The 20,108-nt window shown below is 68.4% G+C and carries 14 protein-coding genes and 2 pseudogenes; 12 read left to right on the top strand and 4 right to left on the bottom strand.

Annotated elements, in window-relative coordinates; genetic code table 11:
* Window positions 1-380: 380 nt before the first annotated feature.
* Genes ACFZDJ_RS54620 through ACFZDJ_RS54605 form a run of 4 tightly spaced genes read right to left on the bottom strand, consistent with a single transcriptional unit; the run spans window position 381 to window position 5,124 of the window.
* Window positions 381-1,088 carry a GntR family transcriptional regulator gene (locus ACFZDJ_RS54620; RefSeq protein WP_390933419.1) on the bottom strand — a complete coding sequence of 236 codons (708 nt, stop codon included), beginning with the start codon at window positions 1,086-1,088 and terminating at the stop codon, window positions 381-383.
* A 32-nt stretch (window positions 1,089-1,120) separates the two neighbouring features.
* Window positions 1,121-2,245 (bottom strand): ATP-binding cassette domain-containing protein, encoded by a 1,125-nt coding sequence (locus ACFZDJ_RS54615; RefSeq protein WP_391070743.1) that lies wholly within the window; start codon window positions 2,243-2,245, stop codon window positions 1,121-1,123.
* Window positions 2,238-3,986 (bottom strand): ABC transporter permease subunit, encoded by a 1,749-nt coding sequence (locus ACFZDJ_RS54610; RefSeq protein ID WP_391070741.1) that lies wholly within the window; start codon window positions 3,984-3,986, stop codon window positions 2,238-2,240. Before ACFZDJ_RS54610 ends, ACFZDJ_RS54615 begins: the two co-directional genes overlap by 8 nt.
* A gap of 7 nt (window positions 3,987-3,993) precedes the next feature.
* Window positions 3,994-5,124: a substrate-binding domain-containing protein gene (locus ACFZDJ_RS54605; RefSeq protein ID WP_390933416.1), complete on the bottom strand. Its 1,131-nt coding sequence runs from the start codon at window positions 5,122-5,124 to the stop codon at window positions 3,994-3,996.
* A 284-nt stretch (window positions 5,125-5,408) separates the two neighbouring features.
* Here ACFZDJ_RS54605 and ACFZDJ_RS54600 point away from each other — a divergent pair, with 284 nt between their 5' ends.
* The 12 genes and pseudogenes from ACFZDJ_RS54600 to ACFZDJ_RS54545 all read left to right on the top strand — a co-directional run bounded on the left by ACFZDJ_RS54600 (window position 5,409) and on the right by ACFZDJ_RS54545 (window position 19,730).
* The gene (locus ACFZDJ_RS54600) at window positions 5,409-7,592 is read left to right on the top strand and encodes an MMPL family transporter (RefSeq protein ID WP_391070739.1); all 2,184 of its coding nucleotides are present in this window, start codon (window positions 5,409-5,411) and stop codon (window positions 7,590-7,592) included.
* A gap of 3 nt (window positions 7,593-7,595) precedes the next feature.
* Window positions 7,596-8,273 carry a response regulator gene (locus ACFZDJ_RS54595; RefSeq protein ID WP_391070737.1) on the top strand — a complete coding sequence of 226 codons (678 nt, stop codon included), beginning with the start codon at window positions 7,596-7,598 and terminating at the stop codon, window positions 8,271-8,273.
* Window positions 8,254-9,648, top strand: coding sequence for an ATP-binding protein (locus tag ACFZDJ_RS54590; protein ID WP_391070736.1), 1,395 nt, complete (start codon window positions 8,254-8,256; stop codon window positions 9,646-9,648). Before ACFZDJ_RS54595 ends, ACFZDJ_RS54590 begins: the two co-directional genes overlap by 20 nt.
* Before the next feature lie 230 nt (window positions 9,649-9,878).
* The gene (locus ACFZDJ_RS54585) at window positions 9,879-11,105 is read left to right on the top strand and encodes an MFS transporter (protein ID WP_391070734.1); all 1,227 of its coding nucleotides are present in this window, start codon (window positions 9,879-9,881) and stop codon (window positions 11,103-11,105) included.
* Window positions 11,106-11,132: 27 nt separating this feature from the next.
* Window positions 11,133-12,494, top strand: coding sequence for an acyclic terpene utilization AtuA family protein (locus ACFZDJ_RS54580; RefSeq protein ID WP_391070732.1), 1,362 nt, complete (start codon window positions 11,133-11,135; stop codon window positions 12,492-12,494).
* Window positions 12,495-12,496: 2 nt separating this feature from the next.
* Window positions 12,497-12,814, top strand: coding sequence for a DUF4387 family protein (locus tag ACFZDJ_RS54575; protein ID WP_390933410.1), 318 nt, complete (start codon window positions 12,497-12,499; stop codon window positions 12,812-12,814).
* Between the two features lie 197 nt (window positions 12,815-13,011).
* Window positions 13,012-13,566, top strand: coding sequence for a hypothetical protein (locus tag ACFZDJ_RS54570; RefSeq protein ID WP_391070730.1), 555 nt, complete (start codon window positions 13,012-13,014; stop codon window positions 13,564-13,566).
* Between the two features lie 1,195 nt (window positions 13,567-14,761).
* Window positions 14,762-15,529 (top strand): exonuclease domain-containing protein, encoded by a 768-nt coding sequence (locus tag ACFZDJ_RS54565; RefSeq protein ID WP_391070728.1) that lies wholly within the window; start codon window positions 14,762-14,764, stop codon window positions 15,527-15,529.
* Between the two features lie 327 nt (window positions 15,530-15,856).
* Window positions 15,857-16,810: pseudogene (locus tag ACFZDJ_RS54560) on the top strand (IS30 family transposase); the annotation flags it as partial.
* Window positions 16,811-17,153, top strand: a pseudogene (locus ACFZDJ_RS54555) (SAM-dependent methyltransferase); the annotation flags it as partial.
* 237 nt (window positions 17,154-17,390) lie between these two features.
* A complete protein-coding gene (locus tag ACFZDJ_RS54550) occupies window positions 17,391-18,224 on the top strand; it encodes a thioredoxin domain-containing protein (RefSeq protein ID WP_391070727.1) in 834 nt (277 codons plus the stop codon).
* 237 nt (window positions 18,225-18,461) lie between these two features.
* On the top strand, window positions 18,462-19,730 hold the full coding sequence (locus ACFZDJ_RS54545) for a hypothetical protein (protein WP_391070725.1): 1,269 nt from the start codon (window positions 18,462-18,464) through the stop codon (window positions 19,728-19,730).
* Window positions 19,731-20,108 lie beyond the last annotated feature (378 nt).

Genomic DNA, 20,108 nt, shown 5'->3' with positions numbered 1-20,108 from the left:
CGGCAACAGCGGCTCCAGCCGCTCCCACTGTGTATCCGTCAGATCGCCACGAGACATCTGAAGATCGTTTCACGACCTTGATCAACATCTCAAACACGCCCTAGCACTGGATGACTACGCGCGCCTTGTAGTCGGGGTCAATCGCGATGACATCGGCTCGGCTGCAGCGTCGGCCGGAGGCGCGCTGCCTCCTCAATTGCGAGGTTCCAAATGCGATGCGCGGTGACGAGATCGATGTCGTATGTCTAGGTCTCCCCACCGTCCGGCATTTGTGCACTGCTCAGGGTGTGCACAATGCCCTCTGCCCGGAAGCGCTGGCACACGCGACGCCGCGAGTGACGACCCTCGAGTCCCGTGAAGAACCACGATGCGGCATAGGGTCAGCTGTCCCAGCCGGCAAGGTCACTGGCGGCCGAGGCGGCGTGTTCACGTGCCAGGTGTTCGGCCTGCTCTGCGTCACGTTCCCGCAGGGCGGCCAGGATCTCGCGGTGCTGCCCGTAGCGATGGATCTGTCCCGGTGAGCCTGTGGACAGCTGGGCCGAGGCGATCTTCAGCCGTTCCGAGCGGCTGAACGCACGGACCTGCTCCAGTGTCCGTGTCAACTGGACGTTGTCCGCCGCCTCCTCGACCAGTGTGTGGAATTGGCGTACCGCGTTGAAGATGCTCTCCATCTGGTCGGGGTTGAGCCCCCGGCCGGCGTCGCGGTCTGCGCGCAGAGCACTCGCCGCCTCGTCGGCCGTGTCCAGTTGGCGCTCCATCTGATCGAGTTGCTGTGCGGATGCCTTCTGAGCAGCGAAGCGTGCCGCGACGCCCTCCAGCGCGGCCTCGATCGTGCCGCTCTCCGTGCGGGCCTCGGCGGACACGGTGGTCACCCGCAGGGAGCGGGCCCCGGTGCGCTCGACGAGTTGCTCTTGTTCGAGCCGGCGCAGGGCCTCGCGGACGGGGGTGGGACTGACGCCGAGGCGTTCGGCCAGACCACGTTCGGTGATCTTGTCTCCCCGGGGCAGGTCGCCCGCGATGATCGCGCCTCGCAGTGCCCGGTATGCCTGGTCGGCCAGTGACTGCGCGCTGAGTGCCGGGAGCGTCATTGCACTATTTGATGTCTGCTACAGCAAGGCTGTCAAACACTGTGCAGCTCGGGGACGGGCTGGTCGACGCGCTGCGGGCCACTGTCCTCGGTGACGAGACTGGCGGCATCGGCGGCCAGATCGACCCGGACGGTCGTCGTATGGAGAGCGCGCGTGGTGGGAGCCGTCAGGACATGGGGCCCGATCCGGAGGGTGTGGAGGTAGTGGTCGCCGAGGAAGGTGGTGTGCGTGACCTCCGCCTGCCATCCCGTGCTTGGAATGCCGGTGCCGGACGCGGTGACGGTCAGGGCTTCGGGGCGGATGGCCACGGTGACCGGCCCCGGCGCGGGCCGGGCGTCGGTCCGGAACGAGATACCGCCGGTCAGGCCCGGGGTTTCCAGCACCCATGTTCCGTTTCCGGCCGAACGTGCCTCGCCGGTGAGGAAGTTGCAGCGACCCAGGAATTCGGCGGCGAAGCGGCTTCCGGGGCGGTGGTAGACGTCTTCGGGGGTTCCTGCGCGCACAATGCGGCCGTGGTGCATGACCAGGATTTCATCGCTCATGGAGAGGGCCTCAGCCTGGTCGTGGGTGACGAAGACGGTGGTGATGCTGAGGTCGCGCTGGAGAGTGCCGAGCCATTCGCGGGCGCGTTCACGCAGTTGTGCGTCCAGGTTGGAGAAGGGCTCGTCGAGCAGGAGTGCGCTGGGGCCGTGGGCGAGCGCCCTGGCCAGGGCGACGCGCTGCTGTTGACCACCGGAGAGCTGGTGCGGGTGTGCGTCGGAGCGATGGCCGAGTTCGACCAGGTCGAGGACCTCACCGACCCGTCGCTTGACCTCGGCGCGGTCGGTGCGCCGGATCTTCAGAGGGAAGGCGACGTTCTGTGCCACGGTCAGGTGCGGCCACAGAGCGTACGACTGGAAGACCACACCCAACTCTCTCTGCTCGGCAGGGATGTTGTGGCGGCGGGCGGCGTCGAACAACACGCGCTCGCCGTGGGCGATGGTGCCGGCGTCGGGGGTGTGGAATCCGGCGATGGACATCAGGGTGGTGGTCTTGCCGCAGCCGCTGGGGCCGAGCAGGGTGACGAACTTGCCGTCGGGGACGGTGAATCCGACCCGGTCCAGGACGCGGGTACTCCCGAATGTCTGGGTCAGCTCGTGTATGGAAATCTCAGGCATGGCGGCCTTTCTTGCGCAGGGTCCACCCGAGGCCGAGGCCGAGGGACAGGGCGGCGGCGACGAGGACGACTTGGACCAGGGCCATGGCAGCTACGGGACCGGGCAGTCCCTTGGCCCAGGTCTGGAGCATGCTGGTGCCCAGGAGTTCGGTGCCGGGCTTGGTCAGGAAGACCACCGGGTCGTAGTCGCTGACCAGGGTCACGAACATCAGCACCAGGGCGCTGAGCAGGGCAGGCCGCAGCAGGGGCAGGGTGATGCGACGGGTGGCGGACCACCAGCCCGCGCCGGAGGCGGCCGCCGCCTTGGCCAGTTCCGGGCTGATCCGGGCAAGAGCGGGGGCAAGCACGATGTAGGCGAGGGTCATGTTGCGCACGCTCAGGGCGAGCAGTTCGCCCCACAGGCTGTTGCGCAGGAGCGCCCCGGGCCAGTCGACGATCAGGAAGAGCCAGAAGAAGCCGACGCCGAAGACGATGCCGGGGGTGGCCCGCGGGTAGACCAGCAGAGCGGGCAGGGTGCGGCGCAGCCGGAAGCCGGAGTGATGGGCGATGACGGTGGCCAGTGCGACCACGGCAACGGTCGCCGCACTGCCGATGACGGCGACGATCAGGCTGTTGGTGACCGCACGGTGCAGGGCGGGATCGCCCCAGATCTCATGCCAGTTGGCGGCGCTCCACAAGTGCCAGGGCGCCACCAGGGTGGTCAAGTCGGTCACCGACGACATCAACGCCAGGCCCAGCAGTGGAATCACACACGTGAAGGCTACGAAACCGGCCATGCCCACGGCTGCGGGAATCCGCCAGCGGCCCAGGTCCAGGGGGCGGGCGGGCGGGGCGGCCCGGGTACCGCTGGAGTAGCGCGCAGCGTGCCGCAGCAGTCGGCCCCGTACGGTCAGAAGGGCCGAGGCCACGGCGAGCAGCAGGATCGCCCCGCCGGAAACGACAGGCGGGTCGGGGATGCTGCTGCTGGACCAGGTGTCGTAGAGGTAGCTGGCGATGAACTGGATGTTCGCCGGGCGGCCCAGGAACAGCGGGATGCCCAGGACCTCCAGGCAGAGCGTGAAGATGAGCATGCCGCTGTCGAGCAGGGCGGTGCGCAGCATCGGCAGCGTCACGGTGCGCAGGACGCGCACCGTGCCGCCGCCGCAGGCCCGGACCGCGTCCTCGAGCGTGCCGTCCGCGCCGTCGAGGACGGCCTTGCAGGTCAGGTAGGCGATGGGGAGGGTGACGACGGCGCCGAGCACGGACATGCCGGGCAGCGAGGTGAGGTTCCAGGCGGGCAGGTGCAGGTTCTTGGACCACAGCTGGGTCAGGTAGCCGGCCGGACCGTACAAGGACTCCCAGCCGACGATCAGCCCCAACGGCGGGACTAGCAGCGGGGCCAGCAGTGCCGGGCCCAGCCGGCGTCTGCCGGGCAGGTTGGTGCGGGTGACCAGGACGGCGAAGGCGGCACCGAGCAGCAGTGCCAGTGCGGTGGCCGTGAGCGCGAAAACGACCGTGTTCCAGGCGGCCTGGTGGAAGGCCGGGTCGGTGAACAGCTGCCGGTAGGCATCGGTGCTGAACACGCCTCCGGGCAGGTAGTACGGCTTCGAGCGGAGCGAGGTGATGACCAGCGGGACGAGCGGGGCCAGGGTCAAGACGGCGACCGTGGCCCAGATCAGGTACTGGCCAGGACCGGCGGGCAGGTGGCGGCGGCGCCGGTCGCGCCGAGCGGCCGGGGCAGCGGCGAGCGGGTGCAGGGCCATGGCGCGCTCAGCGCCCCAGGGCCTTGTTCCAGCGGTCCGTGATGGCCTTCTGCTGGTCGATGACGTCCCGGGAGACCGGGACGAGGTACATGGTCTTGGCGGGTACGTGCTTGGCCAGGTCGGTCAGGTTCGCCGTGCAGCCGGACGCGGACGTGAAGTTGTTCATGGACGCCTCCATCCCCGCTGCACACATGACCCGCTGGCCGGCGGCGCTGTAGATGAAGTCCAGGAACAGCTGGGCCGAGGCCGGAGAGGCGGCTCCGGTGGTCTGGGTGATCAGGCGCGGAGTGAGCGGGGTGGCGTCGCTCATGTAGCCGTAGGCGGCAAGGCCCTTGTACTTCGGGATGATCGCCTGAGCCAGGCCGCTGGAGAGCCAGCCCACCGAGGCACCGCCCTGGACCATGTACTGCAGACCGTCCAGGCCCTCGTCGAGGGTCTTGGTGCGCCGGCCGTAGGCGTCCAGATACCCGTAGACGGTGTCAGCGCCGAGGATATGGACGAGTCCGTAGACGGCCTCGTAGCCCAGCGGGTTGTTGGGCGAGTAGCTGACCAGCGGGTAGTGGGCCGGATCGTTCTTCACACGCGCGGCAAGCCCCGCATAGCTGGTGGGGACCTTGGGACCGGACAGCAGTTTGGCGTTCCACGAGACCAGAACCGGGTCGGGCGACATCACGTACACGCCGTGGCCCTGGTTGGTAGACGCCGGGAAGTTCGCCAGACCCTGCGGAGTGACGTCGGCGAACAGGCCGTTCTCCGTACCCTGCAGGACCTGCTGGATCGAATCGGAGATCAGCAGGTCCGCGGTGTGGCCTCCCTGGGCGTGCTCGGACTGGTACTTGCTGTAGACCTGGTTGTCCGAGAGCTGCGAGTACCCGGGCTTGATCCACGGATAGGCCCTGGTGAACGACGTGAGCAGCGGCTTGATGACCGCGGCCGGCGTATTGCCGTAGATGATCAGCCCCGACTCGGAATGCGACTTCGCCACCAGGTCGGCCACTGCGGCCGGGGCGGCGGGCTTCTGCGATGTGGCGGCCGGAGTGGTCCCGGAGCCGGAGGACGAACAGCCGGCGAGCACCGAGCCGAGCGCCAGAGCGGCGATCGCCAGGCGGAGGGCGGAGCGGGAGGGGCGGGCACGCATGACGACCTCTTTCAGAGCATTCTATGTGCTATAGCAGAAGGTAAAAATTGGGGGCTCATGCAAGGTGAGCCTGGCGTTCCAGCGTTTGGTGTTTGCTATGGCAGCACTGCTGCTTCCAGGGTGTCAAGACTTTCGAAACCCCCGGGTGATCTGCTTCCAACCTCCCCGAAACAGTGCTGCGGCGCGAGGGCAGGGAGGTAAGCGAATCGCAAGGTTGGCGTTTCTACCTTCGGAAGCGTTGCCGGTGTGCGTGTGCATCCGGCCAGGTCGTGGAGGTGGATCTCGTGGAACGCTTCGCCGCATTCGTCATGCGGCACCGGATGTGGGTGGCCCTGTCCTGGGTCGCACTCACCGTTGTCGGGGTGCTGGTGGCACCGCATGTGGCCGACCGACTCAAGAGCGGTACGACGGTGAATACGGCCAGCTACCACGCCAACGTCGCGCTGCAGAAGCAGTACGGCGGGGCGGGCGCCAACCCCAGCGTGCTGGTCGTCGACCTGCCGCACGGCGTCACCGCGGACAGCCCCGCCGCGAAGTCGGGCCTGGCCGCCGCGGACAAGGTCGCCACGTCCGTGCCCGGGGTACGCGACCTGTCGTACGCCGGCACCGGTGACCGTGCCCTGGTCGGCGCCGGTGGGGCCTCCACTCTGGTGATGGTCTACCCGCCGCAGGCCGGTGATCCGGTCGCCCCGCAGGTGCTGGACGCCATGAGTACCGCGGTCTCCCACGCCGTCCCCGGCGCCTCCGTGCACCAGACCGGCATCGAACAGCTCAGCTCCGGCGGCTCCGGGTCCGGCTCCAGCGTGCTGACCGAGATGCTCGTCGGCATCGGGCTCGCGCTGCTGGTGCTGGCCTGGGTCTTCGGCTCGGCACTCGCCGTCCTGCCGCTGCTGTCGGCGATCGTGTCCGTACTGTCGATGCAGCTGGCCATCTGGGGGCTGACGTATGCCACCAACATCGCCATCAACCCCTCGGTGCAGTTCATCGTCGCGCTGCTGGGCCTGGGACTCTCGGTCGACTACTCCCTGCTGCTGGTGAACCGCTGGCGCGAGGAACGCGACCGGGGCGCCGACAACAAGCAGGCTGTCCTGCGGTCGCTGAACCGCGCCGGGCACTCGGTCGCCTTCAGCGCTCTCATCGCCTCGCTGGGCCTGTTCGCGCTGATCGTGGTGCCCGTCTCCTTCCTCCAAGGGGTCGGCCTGTCCGGCCTGTTCATCCCTTCCGTCGCGGCTCTGGTGGCGCTCACCACCATCCCGCTGCTGCTCTCCGCGGTCGGGCCGCGCCTGGACAAGATCCGGATCCGCCGCCGCAAGAGCACCGGGCCCGGCGGGGTCTGGACCCGCACCGCACGCACCATCGTGGCCCGCCCCAAGGCTGCTGCCCTGCTGGGTACCGCGATCCTGGGCACCCTGTGCGCCTTCGGACTGACCCTCAACAGTGCGGCTCCCGCCTCCACGTCGCTGGCCGCGAACGGCCCCGCACAGCAAGGTCTGACCGCCCTGCAGCACGACGGCTTCCCCACCGGCGTGCTCACCTCCGTCCCGATCGAACTCCCGAGGGGCACCGACCCGTCGGCCACCGCCGCAAGCCTGCGCGGCCTGCCCGACATCCACGGCGTCCTGGTCGCCGACACCCCCGCCTGGCACCATGCCGGCAGCTCGGTGATCATGGCGCTGCCGAAGAGCGAGGTCGGTACCGCCCACGCCGGGACGGCCCTGTCCGACCTGCGGGCCGCGGTCCCGCACAACGCGAAGATCGGCGGCAACCTGGTCCAGTCGACCGACGTCAGCCACATCATGTCGAGCTGGTTCCCCGTCCTGCTCGGCCTGGTCGCCGTGCTGACGTTCGTACTGCTGGCCCGCGGAATGCGCTCGCTGATCCTGCCCGCCAAGGCGGTCGCCCTGAACCTGCTGTCGGTCGGCGCCGCCTACGGCGTACTGGTCCTCGTCTGGCAGCACGGCTGGGGCTCGAACACCCTGTGGGGCATACCCGCGACCGGGTCGATCAGCCCGTTCGTCCCCATGCTGCTGTTCGGGTTCCTCTTCGGGGTCTCGATGGATTACGAAGTGTTCATCCTGGCCCGGGTCCGCGAGGCCTACGACCGCACCGGACGCACCAACGATGCCGTGGTCGAAGGGGTCAGCCGCACCGGCCGACTGGTCACCAGCGCCGCCCTGATCCTGTTCCTCGCCCTGATCTCACTGTCCTCGACCCCGGACGTGACCATCAAGATGATGGCCACCGGCATGGCCGCGGGAATCCTGATCGACGCCCTGATCGTACGGACGCTGCTCACCCCCGCCCTGGTGGTGCTCTTCGGCCGGGCCAACTGGTATCTGCCCGCCTGGGCGGCACGCCTGCTGCGGATCAAGCCCGCCGCTGCCGGCGAAGGACCGGACCGCCACGCCCACGACAGGGACGACGGCACGCTCGACCCGGCGGGCCCCCACCCGTCCGTGCATGCTTGATCCATGCGCATCCTGGTCATCGAAGACGACGAAGCCCTCGGCGCATCCCTGACCTGGGGGCTGCGGGCCGAGGGCTACTCGACCCAGCTGACCGCCGACGGAAACGAAGGGCTCTGGCAGGCCACCGAGCACGACTTTGACCTGATCATCCTCGACGTGATGCTCCCCGGACTGGACGGCTACCAGGTCTGCACACGGCTGCGCGAGGCCGGGAAGTGGACACCGATCCTCATGCTCACCGCCATGGACGCACCCCTCGACCAGGCCGAGGGACTGGACCTGGGCGCCGACGACTACCTCACCAAGCCGTTCGAGTATCCCGTCCTGCTCGCCCATATCCGCTCCCTCCTGCGCCGTGCAGCACACCCGCGCCCCGCCCTGCTGCAGTCCGGCGATCTGACCCTGGACCCGGCCACTCGGGTGGTCCGCCGCGAAGGCCGGGCCATCGCCCTCACGCCCGGCGAGCTTTCGGTGCTGGAGTACCTGCTGCGCGCGGAGGGGCGCGCGGTGTCCAAGAGTGAACTCCTCGAACACTGCTGGGACGTGTCCTCCCAGGCGGACCCGTCCGTCGTCGAGGTCCGCATCCACCACCTGCGCCGGAAGATCGACCGGCCGTTCACCGCCCGCACCATCGAAACGGTCCGAGGATCGGGGTACCGCATTGACCCGCACCGCCCCTAGCCGCTCCCTTCGCCTGCGGCTCACCCTGCTGGCCACCCTCGCCATCACCGTGACCGTCGCGCTCGTCACGGCTGTCCTCGCCTTCACCCTGGTCAGCTCCGTACGGTCGAACGTCGTGACCACGCTGAACGCGTACGGGGACTCCGTAGGACAGTCCGCGACCGCAGGCAACATCCCCAACCCCCTGCCTCCGGCTCCCGGTGACACCAGCGTGTGGGCCCAAGTCGTGGACTCCTCCGGCACCGTGATCTCCGCAACGGCCAACATCGCGGGACAGCCCGCCTTCTACACACTCCCCGCCGCCAGCACCACGCCCGAGCCGGCCAAGACCTCGGCGTCCGGCCGCGGTGACGAGCGGGTCGTCGCCCAGCGCTATGTGACCGCCGGCGAACCCGTCGTCGTCTACGTCGGCGGCTCCACCCGGCTCCTCTCCTACCTGACCAAGGACATCCAGGGGCACCTTCTGTATGTACTGCCCCTGATCCTGCTTGCCGCCGTCTGCGTCTCCTGGCTGCTGATCGGCCGAACGCTGCGCCCGGTCGAACGCATCCGCGCCGAAGCCGCCGAGATCACCGGCAGCGATCTGCACCGGCGCATCCCCGAACCCGGCAGCGACGACGAGGTCGGCCGCCTCACTCGCACCCTGAACGGCATGCTCGACCGCCTCGAGGCGTCTGCCGACCGCCAACGGCGCTTCGTCGCCGACGCCTCCCATGAACTGCGCACCCCCCTCGCAGCCGTACGCACCTCGATGGAGGTGGGACTCGCCCACCCCGACCGGGCCCCGTGGCCCGAACTGGCCGCCCGTGCCGTCACCGAGACCGCCCGGCTGCAACGCCTGGTAGAAGCACTCCTGGTGCTGGCCCGCTCCGACGACAGCACCCTGCTGCACCACCGGGAACCGGTCGACCTTGTGGCGCTCTCCCGGTCCGCGATCGACGCCGCGCCGGGCCGCGTACCTGTCGGCCTCCATGCGGCCGACACCGTGCGCGTCCTCGGAGATCCCGACCAGCTCACCCGGCTGATCCGTAACGTGCTGGACAACGCCGACCGCCACGCCGACCACGGCATCGAGGTCACGGTGACCAGGGACGGCCCGGACATCGCCGTCCTGACCGTGGCCGACGACGGCCCCGGCATCCCGGAAGCGGACCGCGACCGCGTCTTCGACCGCTTCGTACGCCTGCAGGCCGCCCGTACCCGGCACGCCGGCGAGGCCACCGGCACCGGCCTGGGCCTGGCCATCGCCCGCGACATCACCACCGCCCACGGCGGCACCATCACGGTCACCCCGACTATTCCTGCCCACAACGGGCCAGAACGTGGAGCCACGGTCACGGTCCGCCTACCCACCACCATTGACTCTTTGCTATAGCAGGAGTCAATCTTGGGTGCCCACCTAAGGCGGCCCGGATCGAAGGGGTGCCACCGCCCGGGACTGCCTGCGTGCCGACTTCGCGAGACCCGGCCGCTCAAGCAGATATCCCTATTGCTATAGCATATTGCGTTGGAGTCGCCGCTATGTTGCACGAAGACATACCCCCACCACCCCCTTCAGGCATTGCCCCCTCGAAGACCGCCCCCGCGCCTGCAAGGCCGGAGCGTATGAGCGGGAGCGCCGTCCTGTGGGTCGCCCTCGCGATCTTCGCCCAGGAGTCGGTGTGGAACTTCTACGACGCCCAAGTCCCCGCCCAGCTACGCCACTTCGTGTCCTCCGCCACCGTGATCGGCCTGATCATGGGCCTGGATACCGGGCTCGGCGTCGTCATCCAGCCGTGGATGGGCCTGATCTCCGACCGCCTCGCCCGCCGTCGCACCGGCCGATGGCCCATCGTCATCGCCGGGGCCTGCGTAGCCGCCGTGCCTTTTGCGCTGATCCCGTGGGCCACCACCCTGCCGATGCTGATCTTGTGCGTGTTCGCATTCGGTGTGACCGCCAATTCCTTCAAAGGGGTCACCGAGACCCTCGTCTCCGACTACGTCGACCCCCAGCAGCGCGGCAAGGCCCAGGGCTTCATCAAGGCCGGCGTCAGCCTCACCATCATCGTCTCGGCCCTGATCAGCCTGCTCGTGGTGGACCACAGCCTGAAGGCCGCTTTCGCCATCCCCCCGATCCTGATGATCGTCATGGTGGCACTGTCCTACCGCTTTCTGGGGCGCCGCCATGCCGCCGTGGTGCGCCACGAGGACTCCGCGGACGAGCAGGCCGATCCGTTCTCCTCGCCGTGGGCCGTCCTCAAGGACCTCATCCGGGAACCGAGCCGGGCCCGCCTGCTGCTCATGGCAGGAATCTTCTGTTTCGCCGGCATGTGGGCGGCGCTGCGCTCCCTGACCACCCCGTACGGCACCGAAGTCCTCGGCATGTCGCGCGGTGCGGCCGGCGGCATCGCGCTCCCCGGTGCGATCGCCTTCCTCCTCTGCGTCGTACCGCTCGCCTACCTCTCCCACCGGCTCGGCGAACTGCGCATGATCCGCTATGGCATAGCCCTGTTCGTCGCGGGCCTCCTGGTCGGCTTCGCCGAGCCCACTCCGACGTTCACCGCCCTCTCCGTGGCCATCGCCTCGATCGGCTACGCCGTCTTCTCCGTCAACGGCCTGGTCGCCCTGTGGAGCCTGGCCCCCAACAACCATGTCCTGGGCGCCTACACCGGCCTGTACACCGTGGCCTCCGCCTCCGGCATGGCGCTCGGCCCCGCCCTGCTCGGCGCCACCGTCGACCTCACCGGCTGGCGCTACATGCTCCTGAACGCCGCGATCTTCGGCGCCGTCACCTTTGCCGTCTTCACCCTCGTGGCCCGCCGCGCCCCCCGGACAGCATCCGCCGCTTCCTGATCCCGACCACACAAGAAAGTCACCCTTATGGACCTGCGCATCCTCGCCCCGACCGGGGCGCTCGGCGCCGGATTCGACGCCGACGCCCTCGATCGCGGCATCGCCGCCCGCCCCCACGTCATCGCCTGCGACGCCGGATCCACCGACTCGGGCCCCGCCGCCCTCGGCTCCGGCACACCCAAACTCTCCGACCAGGCCGTCACCCGCGACCTGCGCCTGCTCCTCAAGGCCCGCAACACCCTCCAAGTGCCACTGATCATCGGATCCTGCGGCACCAGTGGACGGGACGTCGGCGTCGACCGGGTCGCTAGCCTCGCCAGGGCCATCGCGGCGAAGGAGGGACTGCACTTCAAACTCGGCCTCATCTACTCCGACCAGAGCGCCGAGCGCCTCCAAAGCCTGTACGACCAGAACCTCATCCACCCACTCGCCAACGCCCCTGTCGTGGAGCGGGAGTTGTTCGCCCGCAGCCATACCGTCGCCATGATGGGCGTCGAACCCATCCAGGAAGCCCTGGCCGCCGGCTGCGACGTCATCTTCGCCGGACGGGCCAGCGACACTGCCCTGTTCGCCGCCCTGCCCCACATGAACGGCGCCGACCCCGGACTGACCTGGCACATGGCCAAGACCATCGAATGCGGTGCGGCCTGCGCGATCCCGCCTTCCGCCAACGGCCTTCTGGTCACCCTGCGGGACGACCACTTCGACGTGACCTCCCTTGCCGAGGGCAGCCGCCTCACCCCGCGCTCGGTCGCCGCCCACACGCTGTACGAGAACGCGGATCCGTTCCACATCGCCGAGCCCTCCGGCACCCTCGACACCAGCCACGCCACCTACGATGCCGTCGACGAGCAGACCGTCCGCGTCCGCGGCGCCCGCTACGTCGAGGCCGAGGGCTACACCAACAAGCTCGAAGGCGCCCAACTCGTCGGCTACCAAACCGTCATCATCGGCGGCGTCCGCGACAAGGTCGTCATCGGCCGCCTGCCCGAACTCCTGCCGATGGCCAAGAAGTACTTCGCCGCCAAGATCCTCGACGTATTCGACGGCCGGGTCGACCCGGACACCGTCGACATCGACTACCGCCTCTTCGGTGCCGGCGCCGTCCTTGCTGGCACCGAACCCAGCCCCCTGCAACCGCAGGAGCTTGGCGTCCTGATCACCGTCACCGCGCCCGACCAGGCAACCGCCCACGCGATCTCCACGTTTGTCGCCCACGCCTCCTCGCACCTGCCCATCCCCGAATACGACGGCCTGGTCTCCACCCTCGCCTACCCCTACTCACCGCCCGAGATGGACCGCGGCCCGCTCTACCGCTTCACGCTCAACCACGTCGCCACAGGCATCACCCCCACCGAACTGTTCCGCACCACCACCGAAGAGGTCTGACCATGGCCACACTGCTCGACTACTGTTCCCTGGTCCGCTCCAAGAATGCCGGACCCTTTACCCTCACCTTCGACTTCATGTGCCACGACCAGCACACCTACGAAGCGCTCACCAAGACCGCAATCCTCAACCGAACCCTGTTCGCCGGACTGTTCAACACCAGCGAGAACGAGATCCTGGTGGTCAACCACCCCCGCGCCCTCGCCGTCAAAGTCTCCCTGCCACGCCCTTGCGTCCAGGGGGACCTGCATGACAGCGACTGCTACGCCGGACAGCAGTACGCCCCGCTGATGGAACTCCGGCTGCCCGACCTCCCCTGACGCAGTCGATGGCGCGTACCAAGTCTTCGCCCGCGACGCAGCCCATCGCGGTCATCGGTGATCCACTGGCTGAGCCGGTGCCTGTTCCTTAAGCTGCTGTGGCACATCGGTACGGCGGACATCGTTCGGCCCCTGCTGTGGGCTCTTGGCCTGCCCCGGCCCTTGCCGCCGACGTGTCCGAGCGGCAGAGTGACGTCGTGGTCATTCCGTTCCTACGCGACGACATGCAGGGTGCGGTACCGGTGACGCTGGAGCGCGTCGATGATTCTGCTGCGATCGGCAAGCACCCCTCAGCCGATGGTTTCCCGTGCTGCACCGCTGAGGTGGACTATCCGGGCAAGGGGTATCGGGCCCTGTTCGGCTGGGTTCAGCTGGTGCGTTCGACGGACAACTCCTCCGCCGGGGCAGCCTTCGACATGGACCCGTTCTACCTGTTCGAGGATGCGCTGTCGCCGTATGCCTTCTTCGGTATCAATCCCAGCCTGTTTGACGCACCGTCACGGGCCGAGCGAGACCCACTGACCTGGACGGCCCACAGCTTTCTGGCATGGACACCGATGGACGACACCGAACGGCGCGTGCTGCCGCTGGCCGGCTTCTCCTGGGGGTTCAACACCGACTCGGCCAGCCGCATCACGCTGCAACAGGTCCAGACACTGACAGCTGTGGACTGGGACGCGCACCTGCCCTACCTCGGCACTTCCCATCCAGGCTGGGTATTCGATAAATGGCAGCCCGGCAGTGAGCCCTGACGGTCTTCGCGGCTCCCGGACGACGCCGAGGCTGCGCTCGGGGTGCCAGGGCCCGCAGCCGGGGAGTGGTGGCCCTGCCCATCGGTAGTGCCACGATGATCAGTCCCGTTTCGTGCGTGGGCATCGGATCCACCGCAGGGCGCAACACCAACAGCGCCGGGCCCTTCGGCTGGGCGTCGCCCTCCCCGTTCACCCGGATGCGGACCGGACGGAGGCGGAGCTCCTGGCGGCGCGTAGCCACGCCGCCGCAAAGGTGAAGGGCGCCTCGGATGTTCCCGGGGCGCCCTTCGTGGTGGTCGTCGGAAAAGGCTACTCAGCGCACGTCCACGTAGTCGTGGTAGCTCTCGGCGTCCACGTAGGAGCCGGACGCGAGGTAGACCCCGACCCAGGTGCCGTCCTGCTTCGCGGTCCTCGTCGAACATGGCGCCCTTGCCGGGGCCGAGGTTCTGAAGGTAGGTGTCCGGGACGATCAGTCGGCCGCGGGCGAGGCGCACGTCTCGGATCCATGACGTCCATGTCATGTCGAGGGCAGCGAACAGGCCGAGAAGGGGCGCGGCGTAATCGCCGCGGCCCATCGGCGAGTTGCGGTGCAGCCGGTTGGGCGGCATGTTCGGCACGTAGACGGCGGTGAGTACGGGGATACCCGTCTGGATGCTGACTGCGTCGGCGCTGAGACTGTCGATGAGGTCGCGGGTTGCCGGGTTGCCGGGTTGCCGGGTTGCAGGGTGCTCGGTGAGCGGCACGGCGCGGCCGATATCGTCGGTCGTTCCCTCGTATAGGGCGTGGACGATGCGGCCGGGCTCGTGTCGTTCGATGCGTCGCCACACGGTGTGGGTGTCGCTGTCGAGTCCGGCGGGTGCACCCCGCCCGGCGTCCCGTCGGCACGCCGACGGCGTACTACGTCGGCACCTACGGCCTCCAGCGGCTCGTGGTGGGCGGCGAACTGGGCAAGCAGTAACCCCGCCTCGCGCAGTTCCTCTTCCGTACAGTGGTCGGCTGGGAGGTGAGATTCGGGGGCTTCGCTATGGCGTCACCCTCGACGATCCGTCACCGGCGGGAACGGATTCGCGTATCACTGTCAGTGGCGGCCGGTATGGTGCCTCACACGGGTCGTGCACCGGCCCAAGCCCGCCTCAGCCCATGACCGGGAGCGTTTGAGGCGAAGGTACGCGGGACCACGGGTCCGGGCGCGACAGTGCGAAAGACACCGCCGCTCGACGCAGTTACCGATCACCGCAGTCAGCTCTCACGCGCGTGTATCGGATCATGGATCCGTGCACGCGAGTTGAGGACTGCCAATGGTCAGGAACCAGCGGAAGAAGAGCAGGGACAAGAAGCGCACCGCGACGACGGGCGCGTCCCGGGCGTCCGCCGCAACGGGGAAGGCGCACCTCCACGAGCCGCTGCCGGACATGACCGCGCTCGGGCAACTGCCGTACGCGCCCGGGCGGGACCTCGACACCGGCCTCGCCGCGCGGCTGGTCGCCGCCTCGACACCGAGACGACAGGCCGGGACCGGGAGGCCCTCATCGTCGACCTCGGCGTCCAGAAGGTGTCCGGCGACGTCCTGGTGGACACGCTCCTCAACTCAGGCGAACCGATCCCCGTCGACGCGACCGACCTGCACGGCATCTTCGACGACCAGGTCCGTGACGCGCCGTCCCTCGAGGACGTCCTCCCGCAGCTCACTACCGCGCTGGCCGGGAAGCGGATCCTGATCTACAACCGCGAATTCGACGTCGGCCGGCTCAGGCACGAGCTGACGCTCCACTACCAGCGGGCCGGCCACGACAACCCGAAGGCCAGCGCCGCCGCGTGGCTCGACGCGGTGCGCTTCGAAGACGTGATGATCCTCCTACTCGACGTGGTACGGGGACTGGTCGGACTACTGGGGCGAGTACACCTGGCAGCCCTTGCAGGGTGGCAACCACTGGGCGCTCGGGGACTGCCGAGCGTTACTTGAACGACTTAAGGAGACGGCAAAAGGCCGTGGGTTCGAGTTTTCCGAAGGGGGTTCGCCGGCCAACCGACGGGCGGCTTGGCCGTAACCGTACCCGAGCCGACTCGGGTTTGCCCGGGCCCGCCGAACCGCAGGTGTCAGCCGACGCCGTCGGTGCAGGGTCCCTGGTGGGCCGACGGCGTCCCGACATCGGCCCCGGAGCGGGTACAGGGGCGCGCAGAGGAGAAGGGCAGCGCCTGAGTCGTCTCCGTACGACCCGGGACATGCAAGGCCCGGCCTGTGCTGCTTCCGTTCTAGTGGTCGTCGCTACACCCCAGTTCAGGAGATGCGATGGACTTCAAGATTCGGGAGCTGCGGACCGTAGCTCAGGGACGCAAGAAGCTGCTGCGTGAGCGGGAGGCATACTTCCAGCTCATGCAGCAGGGCCTGAGCAACAACAAGGCGTGCCAGATCGTCGGTATCGATCCGAAGACCGGCCGACGATGGCGCAACGGGCGCAACGCCGACCGTAAGCAGATGGCGGCACACCCGGTTCGACCGGCGGTGCCGCCTTCTGGCGTGTCCCGGTACCTGTGTGAGGACGACCGGGCCTACATCGCCGACCGGCTGCGGGAGAAGGCCACGATCCGTGCGATAGCTGCTGAACTGGGCCGCAGTCCCTCGACCATCAGCAGAGGGGTACGCCGCAACCGGACCGTCGGGACTCGTGGGCAGTGGCATTACCGCCCGTACGCAGCTCAGGCCCGCGCTGATGCGCGCCGACCGCCGGGGAAGGTCGGCCAGAACCTCGAGCTGCGGGACTTCATCCAGAATCACCTGGACCTACGGTGGAGCCCGGAGCGGATCTGCCAGGCTCTGCGTGCCCGCTTCCCCCGACGGACGGCCGGAGATGCACGTGGTCCACGAGACCGTCTACCAGGCCCTCTATGTCCAGGGCCGCGGTGAACTGCGACGCGAACTGGCCCAAGCCCTGCGCACGGGCCGCGTGCGGCGCAAGCCCTGCCGTCAGGCTCAGCAGCGTCAGTCCCGCTTCCGCGACCCGATGGTGATGATCAGCGAACGGCCGGCCGAGGTGGAGGACCGGGCCGTTCCTGGCCACTGGGAGGGCGATCTGATCATCGGCAAGGACGGCGCCTCCGCCATCGGCACCCTTGTCGAGCGTGCCACCCGCTACGTGATACTCCTGCACCTGCCGAATGGCCGGGCACCGAGCTGGTCCGCGACGCGCTGGTGGATACCGTGCAGACGCTGCCGTTCCACCTGAAACGCTCTCTCACCTGGGACTTCGTCGACGTCCAGGACTCCTACGAGCGTTTCGATCCGGCCACCCCTGCGGGGCTGCGGCCTCCTGCCGCAGAGGACGTCGACACCTCGGACCACGCGGACGAGGTCGCATGCAGCGGCCGGTTCGGCCCTGTTGTCTTCCGGCGTTACGAGTGGGACCTGACGTACACCACGGCGGAGTACCTGGAGGTGCTGCGGACCTACTCCGGCCACCGGGCGCTGCCGCCGCAGGCCCGGGAAGGGGCTGGGGTGCATCGCCGGGCTGATCGACGGGCGGTACGCAGGCCGGGTTACCAAGCGGTATCTCACGGAGCTTCGGGTGTCACGAACAGCCCCACGTTGACGACCTCCACGATCAGCACCTGACCGGGCCCAGGCAGAGTCCGCAGCATCAACTCGCTCCTGCGGCGGCTGGACGACGAGAACCGCCCTGATATGACAGGCACGCCGTCTCCTTTGGACAGCGGCGAGGCCGGTCTCCTGCCTTTGGAGGGGGTAACGGTCCCTCAACGGAAATGGCGTGGGCGATTGTCATACCGGTGATCTAAGGTCGCGTTGTTCTCTGGGGAGGGGGTGACGCATGGTGCGCGGGGGACGGTGGGCTGTGCTCTGCGCGGCCGCGGTGCTGATGCTGGCGGGGTGCGGGCAGCGGGCGGCGCAGGCCAAGCCCGGGTTCGGGAGCGCGGAGAAACTGCCGGAGAAGCTCGGAAAGGACGGCACCACCATCCTGGTGGGCGATCCGGACGCGAAGATGACCGTGCACCTGTATGAGGATCCGCGCTGTCCGTACTGCGAGAAGTTCGAGACCACCGGCGGTTCCTCGCAGTTGCGGGAAGCGATGCTCGACCGCCGGACGAGAACCGAGTACACCCTGGCCTCTTTCCTGGACGACCGGGCCGGCGGCAGCGGGTCGAAGAAGGCGGTCAACGCACTGCGCGCCGCGCTGGAGCAGGGCAAGTTCGTGGAGTACCACGAGGTGCTCTACGCCCACCAGCCCGTGGAGAGCACCGACGACTACACCGGCGCCTATCTGCTGGAACTGGCCGGCAAGGTCGAGGGCCTGCGCGGCCCGGAGTTCAACGCGGCCGTGAAGAACATGAAGTACCGCTCCTTCGTCACCACCTCCCAGAAAGCGTACGAGCGGGCCGGGGGGGGTGAAGGACCCCGATGGACCGGGAACGCCCACCGCTGTGATCAACGGCAAGCAGATCCCGGCGGAGTACAACGGCCTGCTCTACGACAGCGATGCCTTCGCCGAACTGCTGCAGAAGATCTACGCCAAGCCCTGGGAGTGGGAAGAGACCTACTTGTGAACCATCGCGTCATCACCGAGGTGTGGTGTGGCCGCGCGACCGGCTTGCTGATGCCGTGCTCCAGCCACATCCGCGAAGGAGACGGGCGGATGACTCACTGAACCGACCGGGCGGGACTCCAGCCCCCGGCCGCACCACGCTGACCGCTGGTCGGCGGCCTGCGTAAACCCCCTTCAAACGTAAGGATGTTGATGAGACGTATTTCCCTCACCGGTTTAGCCGCAGTGTTCCTTTCGGCTGCGGGTCTGGCCGCATCGCTGCTGGGCGCCGGCCCAGCCGGTGCTGTTGCTGTTTCGGGCCAGCCGGTGCTCACTCTTGACGCACCAACCCCGGCGGCCTTGCCGGCTGCTCCTGCCACGGACGGCGTGTACTTCGACTTCCATACCAAGAGCAAGAACCTGACGGCACACGATGTCACGCTGACCGTGGACGCCCGGGGACTGTCGAAGATCGCCAAGGTGGCGTTCTCGAGCAACTGCACCGCCCATGGCCTGGTCGCCACGTGCTCGGAGTCGTTCGAGTCGGGCTCCAACCCGAACATCGGCCTCGGGGCCATGACCCGGTTGACCCTGACCGCGCTCAGAGGCAGCCGACTGGGCGCCACGGGAACGTACAAGATCACCGGCCGGTCCGCGCATGCACAGATCACGGGCGGCACGGGATCGGTCACCGTGGGAGGGCCGTCCTTCGGCCTCGACCGCCTCGCCGACCACACCAACCTGAAGGTCGGCAGCAACGTTGCCGAACCGGTCCGGTTCACCAACATGGGCAACCGTCCGGCCCGAGGCGTGCAGACCGTCCTGGCCGCCTCACCCGGCCTGGACTTCGCCGACCACTACTCCAACTGCAAGTACGGGTTCAACGGCGCGATCCACTTCGCGGAGTGCTACCCCAAGGGCGCCATCAACATCGGCGAGACCGCTGCCCTCGCCGCCCCGGTGCGTCTGCACGTGGGCTCCACCGCCCTCAACACCTACCTCGACGCGCTCACCGCGCCTCTCGGTCAGCCGGGCTGGCCGGACGGACAGGGCATCAAGTGGACGTGGGGCAAGGGGTCCGCGCTCAAACTGAAGGTGGTCAAGGCGGGCCGGCGGTCCTCGGTCCCGGCGGGCTCCGTCTCCCTGCCGCAGACGGGCAGCGTCACCGACTACTGGATCGCCACCCTGAGGGCCCGCAACACGGCCGACTTCGCAGTGTCCGGCGCGAGTGCTCAATCCGGCGCGGGCAAGGCCGCGACCCTCGCCTTCCACCTGACCGCCAACGGTCCGGCGACCCTGTACGACCGCAGCGGCGGTGAGGGAGTGCCCACCGCCTGGGTGACGCTCCCGCCCGGCACCACCGCCGTCGGCCATTCGGCCAACTGCGCCCCGTGGCAGGAGAACAACCCGACAGCCGAGGCGAAGGGACCGTACGTCTGCACGCTGCCGGGCATCATCGTGCCCAAGGGGCAAGTCACCAACTTCTCCTTGACTCTCCGGGTCGACGACGTGGTCACGCACGCCAAGGGCGGCGTCCAGCTGGTCTGGGGCCCGGACCCGGCCGACTCCCACCGGCCCGCCTTCGATCCGGACAGCCGCAACGACTCCGCCGTCCTCACCGTGAACTGAGCCACGGCCCGCGGGCGGTGCCGGGCTCCTTCACCCCGTCATGGCCGAATGGCCTCTGTGCGAGCCGTACGTCCTGCGCCTTTCGCTTCAGTCGGTCAGGCGCCCATGAAGAGCCGGGGAAGCTGCCCGACCGTCCCCAGAGCCGCGGCATCGTTCACCTGGGCCTGTCGAACCGGGCACCCGGGGGCGGGTCGGGGGCAGCAACAACTCGGTCGGCGCCCGGAGTCCATCGCCCCGGTCCGTGACGTCAAGACGCCCCCCAGAACCACATGTTCTGGGGGGCGTGCTTGGTTGCTCTATTTCTTGGCGAGGCGGAGTTGGTTGACGCACCGCAGGTCCTGCCGGTACTTCACCGAACCTTGCCGGTACCAGAACCGG

The sequence above is a fragment of the Streptomyces sp. NPDC007896 genome (genome assembly GCF_042959425.1).
Lineage (GTDB): Bacteria > Actinomycetota > Actinomycetes > Streptomycetales > Streptomycetaceae > Streptomyces.
This window is presented reverse-complemented; position numbering and strand designations above follow the sequence as displayed.